Source organism: Streptomyces sp. CA-250714, from assembly GCF_050936705.1.
In the GTDB taxonomy this organism is placed as follows: Bacteria; Actinomycetota; Actinomycetes; order Streptomycetales; family Streptomycetaceae; genus Streptomyces.
In genome coordinates this window covers 69,937-83,625 of sequence record NZ_JBNJMI010000002.1, presented here as the reverse complement: position 1 = coordinate 83,625, position 13,689 = coordinate 69,937, and the positions used below count along the sequence as shown (strand labels likewise).

Sequence of the window (13,689 nt, the reverse complement as noted above, 5' to 3'; positions counted from 1 at the left end):
GCGGGCGGGCCGCGGTGCTCCGTCCGGGCGCCGGGTGGGTGGGGCGGCCTCACGTCATCCAGTTGACCGGGTACGTGGCGTCGGTGAGTGCCGGCCGGTCGAGGCGGAAGGTGCTGTACGGCTCGGCGCCGGCCAGCGCGGGGTGGGCGGTCAGGTCGGCCAGCATGCGGCCCAGGGTGGGGGCGAACTTGTAGGCGTGTGCCGCGCCGAGGCCGACCAGGACCCGTTCGGCGCCGGGCACAGGGCCGATCACGAAGTCCCGGTCCGGAGTGAGGGTGTACAGGCAGCGCTTGGACCGGACCGGCGTGCCGCTGTACGGGAACCGCTTCCGGATGAAGGCGGTCAGGCGATTCAGCATGTCGGGGTCGGTGCTCCCGGTGCGCCTGTCCGGGCTCACCTGAGGGCCTCCGCAGTCCTCACCGGCCTTGACGGTCGCTTCCCCGTAGCAGGGGAAACCGAAGTAGGAGGGTTCGTCCAGCCAGATCCACACCGGGAAGACGGCCGGGGCGAACCGGGACGGGGCGGTGGGCTGGAAGTAGGTGACCTGTTGGTCGAGCACCGTGAGCGGGATTTTGTAGCCCAGGGGCTCCAGCAGCGTATTGGCCCAGGCGTCGGTGCACAGGATCACCTTCTCGGCGGAGTATCGCGCGTGCGGGGTCACCACGGTCACGCCGCGGGCCGCCTGCCGGACACACGTGACGGGGGTGCGGTCCAGCAGGGTCGCGCCGTCGGCGGCGGCCAGGCGCTGCATCGCGGCGACGGACTGCGCGGCGGGCACGATGGAGGTGCGTTCCTGGTAGAGGCCGGTGGTGCCCTCCGGGAGTCTCATCTGCGGCCAGCGGTCCTGGAGTTGGGTACGGCTCAGCAGCTCGTAGGGAATGTTCTCCTCGGCCAAGCTCGTCTCGTAGTCGTCCAAGGGGATCGATGAGCCCGGCGGGCACAGGTCGACTCCACCTGTGGTGGTCACCAGCTTCTCGCCGGAGGACTGTTCCAGGTCGGCCCAGTCGGCGTAGGCACGCGCGGTGAGCCGGACGTAGTCGGAACGGTGGTAGCTGTGCCTGAGGATGCGCGAGGTGTCGTGAGATGCCCCGCGGTCGTGGCCGAACGTGAACTGCTCCAGCCCGAGGACCCGCCGTCCGGCACGGGCGAGGTGCCAGGCAGCGGCGGACCCCAGTCCCCCCATGACCACGACGATGACGTCGAAGGACCGGGGATCTGCGTGTGCGCTCATGGGGGTGGGGGCCTTTCGGACGCAGAAGCGGTGGCCTGCGCCGCCGACCGGCCGGGGAGCGGTCCGGGCGGCGGCTCTGGAACGACGATGTAGCGGAGTGCTTGCATTGTCAAGAGAACGGAGGCGAAGGCGCCCCGTATATTGACTCACAAGTCAGGAGGCTGTCTCGGTTCTGCGGGTCATCCTGGGCGGAGATCCCCCTTATCCATGGGATATGTGCGCGGAGGCGACGGTGTTGACACGGCGCGGCACCGAGGGGGACGATCCAAATTACTGACTGGCCAACCAGTCAATAGAGAAACCGTCCCGGAGCGGCGCCGAGAGGAGTCGATCGACCCATGTCCACCCCATCCCCTGCCGGTGCCGGGCGTCCCTCGTTCGCCGTCTTCCGGGACCCGGCGTCGGTGGCGGTCGTCGGGGCGTCGGCGGATCCGGCCAAGTGGGGCTACTGGCTCGCCCGCGGCGCCTTGGCGGGGCGGGAGCGGCGCTCGGTGCACCTGGTCACTCGCAGGGCGGAGGAGATCCTGGGCAGGCCGACGGTGGCCTCGCTCGCGGACTTGCCCGAGGTGCCCGAGCTCGTCGCGGTGTGCGTGCCGGCAGCACAGGTCGGCCTCGTCGTCGACGAAGCCCTGGCGCTCGGCGTCCGCGCCTTCCTCGGCATCACCGCCGGCGTGCCCGACGCGCCGGCCCTCGCCGTGCGGCTCGCCGAGGCCGGGGCCCGGATGATCGGACCGAGCAGTCTCGGGCTGTTCGACGCCGAGACGTCACTGCACATCGCCTGGGGCGACTTCCACCCCGGTGGTCTGGCGGTCGTCTCCCAAAGCGGTCAGATCGGCAGCGAGCTCGCCCAACTCGCGCAGCGTGCCGGGCTGGGCATCTCCCGGTTCGTCTCGGTCGGCAGCCAGCTCGACGTCACTGCGGCCGACCTGCTGGAGGACCTCGCGCATCACACATCCACCACAGTCGTCGCCGTGTACGCCGAGAGCTTCGAGGAAGGGCAGCGGATCTTCGACGCCGTGCGGCTCCTGCGCCGTGCCGACAAGCACGTCCTCCTGCTCACCGCCGGCGACAGCGAGGCCGGCGCCCGCGCGGCGCTCTCCCACACCAGCGCACTCACCGCCCCCACGGAACTGGTCGACGCGGCCTGCCGCGCCGCCGGAGCCCTGCGTGTGGCCACCCCCGCGGCGCTGGTCGACGTGGCGGGCTGCCTCATGGCACACGTCCCGCCCAGGGGCAGGCGCGTCGCCGTACTCAGCGACAGCGGAGGGCAGGGCGCCCTGGCCGCGGACTGTGTCCACCGCAGCGGGCTCACCGTCCCCCGGCTCAGCTCGGAGCTGGTCGCGAAGCTGGGGGCGTTGCTGCCGGACACGGCCGCCACCGACAACCCCGTGGACCTGGCGGGCGCCGGCGAGCAGGACATGGGGAGCTACGTCGATACGGTCGACGCGCTGCTGGCGTCCGGCGAGGCCGACAGTGTGCTGATGTCCGGTTATTTCGGCCGCTACGGGATGGACAGCGCCGCGCTGACCGAGACCGAGCAGCACGCCGCCGCCGAACTGGCCGCGCTGCCCGGCCGGCACGGACGCGCGCTCGTGCTGCACTCCATGGGCGCCGACAGCGACACCGCGACCGTGCTGCGCGAGGCCGGTGTGCCGGTCTTTCCCACCGTCGACGCCGCAGCCGGCGCACTGGCAGGCGCGGTGGAACTGGACGCCCGCCCCGGCCGCTGGATTCCCCGGCCGGCCCCGAGCGACCGCCCGCCGCGGGACTACTGGGAGACCCGCGCGGCGCTGCAGCGCTCCGGCATTGCCTTCCCCGAGGCACGCCAGATACGCGACGGTGACCAACTACAGGCGGCCCTCGCCGAGCTGCGCGGCCCTTACGTGCTCAAAGCGTCCTGGCTGGAGCACAAGACCGAGGCGGGCGGAGTGGCGATCGGTCTCACGGATGCCGCTGTCGTGGCAGAGACCTTCACCGCCCTGCGGCAACGCCTGGGCGACGGCCTCTACGTACTGGAGGAGCAAGACGTCCGCCCCGACGTCACCGAACTCCTCATCGGGGCCCGGAGGGACCCCCGGCTCGGTCCGATGGTCACCATCGGCGCGGGCGGCACGGAGGCCGAGCTCCACCGCGACGCCGTCACCGAATGCGCCCCTGTCTCCGCCCACCTGGCCCGCGAGATGATCCGCCGGCTGCGCTGCGCACCGCTCCTCACCGGTTGGCGCGGAGCACCCCCGGCCGACCTGGAATCCGTGGTCAACGCCGTGGTCGCGGTGTCCGAACTCATCGTCCGGTACCGGGGCGACCGGGTCGAGCTGGAGATCAACCCGCTGCGGGTCGGCCCGGGCGGCTGCCTCGCGGTCGATGCGCTGCTGCTGGCCTCTCCCGTCCGCTCACGTCACAAGACAGAGGAACACGCATGAACCCCGAGCAACAGCCCTTGGAATTCGCCGGGAGGGTGGCCCTGGTCACCGGCGGTGGCTCAGGCATCGGCCGGGCCGTCGCGCAGCGCTGGGCCGCGGGCGGCGGACACGTCACCGTGCTGGGCCGCCGCGAGGAGGCGCTGCGCGGCACCGTCCAGATGATCGAGACGGCCGGGGGCAGTGCCGACGCGGTCGCCTGCGACGTCCGCGACGCCGTGGCGGTGCAGGCCGCCGTGGACGGTGTGGCCGAGCGGCACGGCCGCCTCGACGTGCTGGTCAACAACGCCGCCGGAAACTTCGTCGTCCCCGGCGAACAGCTCTCCCCAGGGGGCTGGAAGGCCGTGATCGACATCGTGCTCAACGGCACCTTCCACTGCACGCTGGCCGCCGCCCGCCACCTGCTGAACCAGGGCAGCGGCGCAGTACTGAACGTGATCGCCAGCTACGCGTGGCACGGGCACCCCGGCACGGTCCACAGCGCCGCGGCCAAGGCGGGCGTCCTTGCCATGACGCGGACCCTGGCCGTCGAGTGGGCCGCCCGCGGGGTCCGGCTCAACTGCCTCGCCCCCGGCCCTACGGAGACCGAAGGCGCCTCGGCGGCCCTGTGGCCCACCGAATCCGCCCGTGCCCGTGTCCTCGCCAGCGTGCCCGCCGCCCGGTTCGCCACCCCGGAGGAAGTGGCCGAGTCCGCAGCGTTCCTGCTCAGCGAGCGGGCCGCATACATCACCGGCGAGGTGCTCACCGTCGACGGCGGACAGTGGCTCGGCAAGCCCGTCTACACCGACCCGGGGGCAGCGGCATGACGGCGGAACTCACCGGTGGCGAAGCGCTCGTCGCGGCCCTGCGAGCCCACGGAGCGGACACCGTCTTCGGCATCCCCGGCACCCACAACCTCGCCGTCTACGCGGCCCTGTCCCGCTACGGCATACGGCACATCGCCCCCCGCCACGAGCAGGGAGCCGGCTTCGCCGCCGACGGCTGGGCCCGGGCCTCCGGGAAGCCCGGTGTCTGCGTCACCACCACCGGGCCCGCCCTGCTCAACGCCGCTACGGCCGCTGCGCAGGCGTACTCGGACTCGGTCCCCGTCCTCCTCGTCTCCCCGGGTATGCCGCTTCGGCACCCCGGCCGCGGCAACGGATACCTGCACGAGCTGAAGGACCAGAGCGCGGCCCTGGACGCCGTCGTCGCCTACAGCCACCGGGTGACCAGCGTCGGGGAGATCCCTCTCGCGGTCGCCCACGCCTACGCCGCGATGGCCACCGGCCGGCCTCGTCCCGTGCACCTGGAGATCCCCCTCGACCTGCTCGACGACCGCGCCCCGGCGCGGGTGGTGCCACCTGTCCCGGTGCCGCCGACGGCACCGGCGGACGGGCAGATCAGCGCCGCGGCCCAAGCGTTGACCGAGGCGGCGCAGCCGGTTCTCCTCGCGGGCGGCGGCAGCGTCGGCGCCACCGCGGAACTGCGGAACCTGGCCGAACGGCTCGGCGCGCCGGTCGTCACCACCGCCAACGGGAAGGGCGTCTTCCCGGACGATCACCCCCTGGCCGTCGGCGCCGGGCTGCACCACCGGGCCGTGCGTGAGCTGGTTCGGGACAGCGACGTCGTCGTCGCGGTGGGCACCGAACTCGCCCCCAGCGACCTGTGGTTCGGCCCACTCGACGTGCCGGGGACACTCATCCGGATCGACATCGACGCCCAGGCCGCCGCCACCAACGCCTCGCCCGACACGGCGATCGTCGCCGACGCGGCACTCGCCCTCACCGCGCTTCTCAAGCGCCTGTCGCACACCGAGGCCACGCCGCGCGGACCCGAACGCGCCGCCCAGGCACGCGTGCGCCGCGACCGGCAGGCACGCGCCGAGGGCGCCGTCCACCTGGCCCTCACCGAAGCCCTGGCCCAGGCACTGGGACGTGACGGCATCCTGGTCGGCGACTCCACCATGGCCTGCTACTACGGCGCGCTGTCCAACATGCCGGCATACGCCCCCCGGTCGTTCCTCTACCCGACAGGACTCGGCACCCTCGGCTACGGCCTGCCCGCGGCCATCGGCGTCAAGCTGGCCCGCCCCTCGGCACCCGTCGTGGCCCTGCACGGGGACGGCGGCCTGATGTTCACCGTGCAGGAACTCGCCGCCGCGGCCCAACTGCGGCTGCCGCTGCCCGTGATCGTCGTGGACAACGGCGGATACGGGGAGATCCGCAAGGAGATGGCCGATCGCGGAGAGCCCATCCGCGCCGTGGACCAGTGCGCGGTGGACTTCCCGGGGCTGGCGCGCGCGATGGGCTGCCACGGGGTGAGCGCCGGTGACCAATGGCAGCTGATCCGCGCGCTCGACGCGGCCCTCATGGCAGACCGTCCGACCCTCATCCATCTTCCCGAGTCCGCCGCCGGCTGAGATTGGAAAGCGATGAACGCCCTCACCGAACCCTGGCCGCTCACCGACGAGCAGCGTGCCGTCGTGCAGCTGTGCCGCGACTTCGCGCGCAACGAGATCCGGCCGCGCGGCCGCGCCGTGGACGAAGCGGATGTCGAGACGCCCCTCGACGTCTGGCGCAAGGCCGCGGAGGTCGGCATCACCGACTTCATGCTGCCGGGCGAGCTGGGCGGCGGCGCCTTCACCGACGTCTTCACCCAATGCCTGGTGCAGGAGGAGCTGTGCTTCGGCGACCCCGGCATCGGAAACCTGGTCTGCTCGAACGGCTTCTTCGCGGATCCGGTCCTCGCCCTCGGCACCGAGGAACAGCAGCGGCGCTGGCTGTGCCCGCTGGTGGGCCCGGACGCGCCGATGACCGCGCTGGCGACAACCGAGCCGGGCGCCGGTTCGGACGCCGCAGCCATCACCACCAGCGCCCGCAGGACCAAGGGCGGGTACGTGCTGAACGGGCAGAAGGCGTGGATCTCCAACGCGGGTGCCGCCCGCTTCTACGTCGTCTTCGCCAAGACCGAACCGGGGGAGCGGGCCAAGGGGGTCACCGCATTCCTGGTGTCCGCGGACGCCGAGGGGCTGAGCGTCGGAAAGCCCATGCGGAAGATGGGCCAGCGCGCCATCGTCTGCCGTGAGGTGTTCTTCTCCGACGTGTTCGTCGCCGAGGAGGACCGGCTGGGCGCCGAGGGCGCGGGATTCGTCGGGCTGATGCGGACCTTCGACATCTCACGCGTCGTGCTCGGCGCCGCCGCGGTGGGGGCGGCGCGAGCAGCGTTCGAGTACGCCCGTGACTACGCATGCGTTCGTGTGCAGTTCGGCAAGCCGGTCATCGAGCACCAGGCCGTCGCCTTCCGCCTGGCCGATATGGCGAACCGGATCGAGGCCGCCCGGCTGCTGGTCCTGCGCGCCGCCCGGGCCATCGACGCCGGCGCGGACGTGACCGGGCTCGCCGCCATGGCCAAGCTGACAGCTTCCGAGACCGCCATGTTCTGCACCTGGGCCGGTGTGCAGACCCTGGGCGGATGGGGCTACTCGCGTGAGTACCCGATGGAGCAGTGGATGCGCGACGCCAAGCTCGAGGAGATCGAGGAAGGCACCTCGGACATCATGCGGCTGGTCATCTCCCGCCACCTCCCCTGAGCGTACGGGCCCGTTCCTGGCGGACCGGCGCGACCGACTGCTCACTTCCGCCGAGCAATTGAGGTCCGAGGGCTTGTCCGCGGAGTCCGGGGGCCTGTCCGCGGAGTCCGGAGGCTTGGCGGCGGAGGAGAGACGGGCAAGCGGTCAACCACTGGACCGTCGACGTCCCGGCAGATGTGCCGCAGACGCCGGCTGCCAGCGCTTGGCCGGTGACGGTTGCCGCTGTGGCAGCTGGAGTCCCGGGCCAACGAGGCCGGCCGGCGCGGCACGCTCCGGGACCGTTCGCGCACGCCTGCACGGTCACCCGGGACGCGGGCTTGGTCAGCGCCCCCTACACCGGTGAACCCGGGCCGCCTGGCTGCCGCCGTGCGCACCGTCCTGGACGGTTGCCCCACCTCCTACGTTCTGCTCGGCGTGGTGCCCGGGCCAGCCGAGCATCCGCTGCCCGGTCTCCTCCACGCAGACGACCCGCTGCTGTGCAGGCCCCGGCCGGCTCGACGAGTACGTCGCCACCCGCGGCCTGCTCGGCTTCGACGCCGCGTGGCCGGCCGATGCCGCCTCCTACTGCTCGGTGCGTTCGTCCGGTTCCCCGTTGCCGACCGTCAGGGCCGTGCCCCAGAGCATCGACACCTGGCTGACCACCGCCCCTTTCCACACCCCGTCTCCGCAGAAGTCCACACCACGTCTCCGCAGAAGCTGCGGAACTCGTAGAAGCAGAGGAACCCCATCCCATGAGTACGACCACGAACACCCTTCAGGTGGGCAATCTGATCGCCGGAAAGCGCCTGCCCGGGGAAGGATTCGAGCGCCGCAACCCCGCCGATCCCGCCGACGTCGTCGCCGTTGCGCCCTCCTCCGGCAGGGACGAGGTGGACGCGGCCGTGAGCGCCGCTACCAAGGCGCAGCCGGGCTGGGCGGCGCTCCCGGCCCCGGCGCGCGGCGCGGTCCTCATGGACGCGGCGGAGATCCTGCGCAGTCGCCACGAGACGGTCGCCCGCGATCTCGTACGCGAGGAGGGCAAGACCCTCGCCGAAGCACGGGGCGAGGTACGGCGCGCCATCGACGTACTGCGCTACTTCGGCTCCGCCGGCTGGTGGCTGGGCGGCGAGACCCTGCCCGGTTCGCAGCCCGACACGTTGATCCACACCCGCCGCGAGCCGCTCGGTGTCGCCGGGGTGATCACGCCCTGGAACTTCCCCATCGCGATCCCCGCCTGGAAGACAGCGCCCGCGCTGATCAGCGGCAACGCGGTCGTTCTCAAGCCGGCCGAGATCACCCCGGTCTCGGCGTACCACCTCAGCGAAGCCCTCGCTGCGGCCGGGCTCCCGGCGGGTGTGCTCAACGTCGTCCACGGCCGGGGCGCGGTCATCGGCGAGACGCTGACCGCCGACCCGCGAGTCGCCGCGGTGTCCTTCACCGGCTCCACCGCCGTCGGCATGCGTGTGGAACGGAATCTGTACGAGAGGCGCGCACGCGTCCAGGTCGAGATGGGCGGCAAGAACGCCTTGGTCGTACTCGACGACGCGGACGTTGTCCACGCCGCCCGCATCGCCGCTGCCGGCGGCTTCGCCCTGACAGGGCAGGCCTGCACCGCCTCCTCCCGGGTGATCTGCACACCTCGGGTGCACGACGCCTTCGTGGAGGCACTGGTGAACGAGGCGGCCCGCTATCGCCCCGGTAACGGTATGGAAGCCGGGACGACCATTGGCCCTGTCGTCAGTGAGGCCCAACTGGCCACCGACCTCGACGCGATCCGACGTGCCGAGCAGGCGGGCGCGACGGTAGCGACAGGAGGCGCGAAGCCCGAGGGCTTGCTGTTGGCTCCCACCGTCCTCAGCGGCGTCGGCCGCGAGACCTCCGCTGCTCGCGACGAGATCTTCGGCCCGGTGGTGGCGGTCCTGCCTGCCGAGGACCTGGACGAGGCGATCGACGTGGTCAACGACTCCCGCTACGGGCTCGCCGCCGCGATCTGCACCCGTGATCTGGCCGCCGCTCAGCAGTTCGCCGCCCGCGCCCAGGTCGGCGTCATCAAGGTCAACCGCCCCACCACGGGACTCGACCTCAACGTCCCCTTCGGCGGTGTGCGGGACTCCTCCAGCAACACTTTCCGCGAACAGGGCGCGACCGCAGTCGACTTCTTCACCTGGACCAAATCCGTATACCTCGGCTGGAACCCCTGACTGTCGTTCGCCCGGGCCGCTTTCCGAGCAGTACGCCCGCGGCGGTGGCGTGCGGACGTGCCGCCACTTCACCGATCATTTCGATGAGCGTTTCCCGCACCCGAGCAGCGGTCCGGAACGTGACGACGCACCGTCGATCGCCGATGCGTGGTGACCGCCGTTCACCCGCTGCCACCCGCCCTGACCTCCCCGGAAGCGGAATCGGCAGCATGTTGCGAGGGACGGAATGCTACGGGCGCCCGGCCGGCGAGGTGCCGCTGTCGAGAATCGCATCCGCACAACTGAGCTTGTGGCCCCAGGAGTTGCCGTTCTAGGTTCCGGTGGTCAGCGAGCACATTCCCACTTGAATTTCCGACCTGTCTGACGCCTTTGCCTTTCACGGAGGTCAGTCACGTGCACATCAGACGGAAACCCGGCAAGCCTCACCTATACGCGGCGGCGGCGCTGGGACTCCTCATCACCATCGGCTTGCTGCTGCCGTCCCGGGCCACGGGCGCCGAGACCCACACGGACGGTGTCGCCACCCATTTCGACAAGACGGGCGATGTCAGCGGCGGCTGCGGCGTTCCGCCCTCGCGCGCGGAAAGCCGTCACGTTGTGGCACTCAATGTCTGGCACACTCCGGGTGAGTTCAAGGAAGCGGTGACCCCTCGGCCGGTGCCCGACGCGCAGTCCGAACTCAAGGGACTCTGGGACAATGGCCGTAACTGTGGCCGGTGGGTGCGCATCTCACTTGGCGACTACTGCAAGGGAAAGAACTCCGGCGCAGCCGGTACCGGAATCTGCCGTGGCGGCACTTGGACATCGGACCGGTACAACGGCGCGACACTGGACGCGGTGGTCACCGACAGCTGCGGCGATGCGAACGAGTGGTGCCGTTCGAACTACGAGCACCTCGACATCACCAGGCATTCCTTGCCGAAATTCCGGCTGCACGGCCGGCCGATCGGTGATATCGAGGGTGCCGGCCGTTGGAACAACCGCAAGATCGAGTGGAAGTTCATTCCCGCGCCCCGCGACCGCGGGGATGTAAAGCTCGCCCTCGGACGCGGCGCGTCCAAGTGGTACGTGCCCCTGCTCCTCACCGATCTGCCCAACGGCGTGCACGGCGTCCAGGTCCTGAAGAACGGCCGTTGGCAGCGGGCTGAGCGGAACGGGGACAACGGCCAGTGGTACAACCTCCCGCCGAACCCCTCGGGAACCTACACCGTGCGCATCGTCGACGCCGACGACAAGCTGGTGCACGGCGGCCGCGAGTACACCTTCCAGGTGCCCGCCTCCTGCGCGGAGCGCTGCCCCACCGACTACACCCCGCTGGACTACCGCACCAGTGAGCGGTCCGACGCCGCCAAGGACGCCGCGTCAAACACCGCGCCGGCCGGCTGATCTGCCGAGCCCCCGCATCCCCCCCGCACTCCGCTGAGGAGCCTTTATGCCCCGTCCTGCACGACTTCTCACCCTCGTCGCCGCTGTCGCTGCGGCCGGAGCCTTCACCGCTGTGGCCCTGCCGGCCCTCGCCACACCGGACCAGCCCGCGTCCGATGCCGCGCCGGGCCAGAAGGTCTCCGTGCCCGCGTACTTCGCTCCGGGCCCCTCCTGGGACCGGCTCGTCAAGGGCGGCAAGGCGGTAGGGATGGCGGTGGCCAATCCCGCGAGCGGACCGGGCACCGGTCCGGACGAGGAGTACCTCGCCTCACTACGGAAGGCCGACAGCGCGGGCGTCGACATCATCGGCTATGTGCCCACGGGCTACTTCGGCACGACGGGCCTCAAGACGCGCGGCGGCGCCACCGACCCCGCCGCATGGATGAGGCAGATCAAGGCCGACATCGACCGTTGGTACGAGATGTACGGCAGCGCGGGTCTCGACGGCATCTTCTTCGACGAAGGGCTGTCCAAGTGCGGCCCGGACAACAGTTACGTCGACTACTACGCGGAGCTGAAGAAGTACGTCGAGGACAACCACGGGACCGAGGCCGTCGTCGTCGACAACCCCGGCACCGGCGCCGAGGAGTGCTACACCCGCGCCGCCGACACCCTCGTCACGTTCGAGGGCAGCGAGAACTCCTACAGGCAGCACCGGCCGGAGGCGTGGGAGGCGAAAGCGTCCTCGGAGCGGATCTGGCACCTCGTCTACGACGTGCCCGACACCGCCCGGATGAAAGAGGTCGTGGCCCTCTCGGCTGAGCGCAACGCCGACCATGTCTACGTCACCAACGACACCACGACCGACCAGAACCCCTGGGACACGCTGCCACCGGCTGCGTACTGGGAATCCGAACTCGGCCAGACCGGCCGGTTCTCGTAATACGAAGAAGGAGACACGATGAAGAAAAAGCTCCGAGCCACGGTCCTCGTCCTGGCCCCGGTCCTGGCGGGGGCGGGTGCCCTGTTCACCGCCGCCTCCTCGGCCGAGGCGACCGAGATGTGCGAGCAGTTCGGGAAGGTCGAGGTCGGCAAATACATCGTGCAGAACAACGTCTGGAACCAGGTCGGCGCGCAGTGCATCAACACCACCGACTCGGGTTTCGAGGTGACGAAGGCCGAGGGTCAGGTGCCCACCAACGGCGCGCCCAAGTCGTACCCGTCCATATTCAACGGCTGTCACTACGACACCTGCTCGCCCGGCACCAAGCTGCCTGCGCGCATCAGCTCCATCAGCAGTGCACCGACCACCGCGACTTTCGGCACCGCCGCTGACGCCACCCACAATGCCGCTTACGACATCTGGCTCGACCCCGAGCCGAAGAAGGGCGGCGTGAACGCCGTCGAGATCATGGTCTGGGCGAACAAGTCAGGCCCGATCCAGCCCATCGGCAGCAAGACCGGCACCGCGACCGTGGCGGGCAGCACATGGGAAATCTGGGAGGGCAACAACGGCACGAGCAAGGTCATCTCCTATGTGGCTCCCTCGGCCATGGAGAAAGTCTCCTTCGACGCCAAGGAATTCATCAGCGACGCCAACAGCCGCGGGTTCGGCGAGTCTTCCTGGTATCTGACGAGCATCCAGGCCGGATTCGAGCCGTGGAAGGGCGGCGCTGGACTGAAGCTCGATTCGTTCATGTCGGAGGTGAACGCCGGATAGGCCCCCTCTTCGGCTGGTCGGCCGGCCGAACCGCCGGCCGGCCGACCAGCCGTCGTCCCCCGTTCCCAGGCACCCCGCCCTCCCCGTACCCCGTCAGGAATGTGCGTTCTTCAACCGTGTCCCCAGGAGAGATCTGTGCGCAATTCCGTCAGACTTCCCTACCCGTTGCGTATCGGAGTACCTGCGGCGGTCCTGTTCGCTGCTCTGGCGTACTCCCTCCACGACCCTGCCGCCGCCAAGCCGGCCAAGTCGATCCTGTACGACCCCGGCCCCTCACTCCGCTGCTACAGCGTCTCGGTCGAGACGACCGGTGAGAACTACGGGAACGACCACAGGGGCTGCAACGCCATCGACAGCCCGTGGCGCGAGAACAACGAAGGCTGCAAATGGTTCAACTATGTCTCGGACGCCGGGAGACGCGAGTGTCCTGCATGGCGGTTCATCAACTACGGCTGGCCGAAGGAGCGCCTGGGCAAATATCCCGGCTACGACCATCAGGTCAAGGGCGCTTCCGGCAGCCCTTTGCAGCTCGTCATGCAGAACAACTCACGGACCGAGGGGTCGTGCGACCTCAAAGAGATGGCGTTCTCCTACGAATACATAGGTAGTTCGATCAGGCGTAAGGAGTCGGGCGAGACGTACAACTTCGCCGATGGCCCGTTGAAGGTCTCCTACGACGCCTTCGCCCGGAAGTCAGGAGGATTCACGTGCAACGAGAAGCGCGCCATTCTGACCACGGATCTCATCTACCACGTGCCAGGCGGCGGTAAGGACGTCATTTCGGTCGTCCACTACGACCCCGGGCACTTCATGACTCCGAACGCGGACGGAGTCCTGTGGACGAACAAGTGCGCAGGAAGCGTGGAGAACGGTAAGCGAGTACCCGGCTGCCGGATCACCGTGCCGGGCCAGCAGATCCAGGCGGGCAAGACGACCCGGGTGAGCGTCGATTTCACCGGCCTTGCGAAGAAGTACCGCAAATATCTGCACCAGAACTCTGACCGGACGGGTCCCCCCAAGGAATCAGCCATCGACTCGGTGCAGATCGTGAACAGCACCAAAGGCGCCGATCTGGAGACCCGCGTGTCTCACGCCGACGTCACGAGCGGCTGACGAACCACCTCTGAACCCGGCCACTACGCCAGCGGCACCCCTCGGCTGGTCGCGCCGGTGCGACCGGCGCACCAGCTCCCCACGGCTCAGGA

General features: G+C 70.1%; 10 protein-coding genes. 9 read left to right on the top strand and 1 reads right to left on the bottom strand.

What is annotated here, in order from left to right:
- Nucleotides 1–49: 49 nt before the first annotated feature.
- Nucleotides 50–1,231 (bottom strand): N-methyl-L-tryptophan oxidase, encoded by a 1,182-nt coding sequence (gene solA / locus ACQEU8_RS19280; RefSeq protein WP_433102692.1) that lies wholly within the window; start codon nt 1,229–1,231, stop codon nt 50–52.
- Between the two features lie 338 nt (nt 1,232–1,569).
- Between solA and ACQEU8_RS19275 the strand changes: the two genes are divergently transcribed.
- The 9 genes from ACQEU8_RS19275 (at nt 1,570) to ACQEU8_RS19235 (ending at nt 13,597) form a co-directional block, all read left to right on the top strand.
- Nucleotides 1,570–3,654: an acetate--CoA ligase family protein gene (locus ACQEU8_RS19275; RefSeq protein ID WP_433102690.1), complete on the top strand. Its 2,085-nt coding sequence runs from the start codon at nt 1,570–1,572 to the stop codon at nt 3,652–3,654.
- Entirely contained in the window at nt 3,651–4,457 is an 807-nt protein-coding gene (locus ACQEU8_RS19270) for an SDR family oxidoreductase (protein ID WP_433102688.1), read from the top strand. Before ACQEU8_RS19275 ends, ACQEU8_RS19270 begins: the two co-directional genes overlap by 4 nt.
- Nucleotides 4,454–6,049 (top strand): 5-guanidino-2-oxopentanoate decarboxylase, encoded by a 1,596-nt coding sequence (locus ACQEU8_RS19265; protein ID WP_433102686.1) that lies wholly within the window; start codon nt 4,454–4,456, stop codon nt 6,047–6,049. The genes ACQEU8_RS19270 and ACQEU8_RS19265 overlap by 4 nt, the downstream gene beginning before the upstream one ends.
- Before the next feature lie 12 nt (nt 6,050–6,061).
- Nucleotides 6,062–7,219, top strand: coding sequence for an acyl-CoA dehydrogenase family protein (locus ACQEU8_RS19260; RefSeq protein ID WP_433102684.1), 1,158 nt, complete (start codon nt 6,062–6,064; stop codon nt 7,217–7,219).
- Between the two features lie 731 nt (nt 7,220–7,950).
- Nucleotides 7,951–9,399, top strand: a complete 1,449-nt coding sequence (locus ACQEU8_RS19255; RefSeq protein ID WP_433102682.1) for an aldehyde dehydrogenase family protein — start codon at nt 7,951–7,953, stop codon at nt 9,397–9,399.
- Nucleotides 9,400–9,867: 468 nt separating this feature from the next.
- The gene (locus tag ACQEU8_RS19250) at nt 9,868–10,785 is read left to right on the top strand and encodes an RlpA-like double-psi beta-barrel domain-containing protein (protein WP_433102680.1); all 918 of its coding nucleotides are present in this window, start codon (nt 9,868–9,870) and stop codon (nt 10,783–10,785) included.
- 46 nt (nt 10,786–10,831) lie between these two features.
- The gene (locus tag ACQEU8_RS19245) at nt 10,832–11,707 is read left to right on the top strand and encodes a spherulation-specific family 4 protein (protein WP_433102678.1); all 876 of its coding nucleotides are present in this window, start codon (nt 10,832–10,834) and stop codon (nt 11,705–11,707) included.
- Between the two features lie 18 nt (nt 11,708–11,725).
- Nucleotides 11,726–12,484 carry a GH12 family glycosyl hydrolase domain-containing protein gene (locus ACQEU8_RS19240; RefSeq protein WP_433102676.1) on the top strand — a complete coding sequence of 253 codons (759 nt, stop codon included), beginning with the start codon at nt 11,726–11,728 and terminating at the stop codon, nt 12,482–12,484.
- A gap of 135 nt (nt 12,485–12,619) precedes the next feature.
- Nucleotides 12,620–13,597, top strand: coding sequence for a hypothetical protein (locus ACQEU8_RS19235; protein ID WP_433102674.1), 978 nt, complete (start codon nt 12,620–12,622; stop codon nt 13,595–13,597).
- The last annotated feature ends 92 nt before the right edge of the window (nt 13,598–13,689 follow it).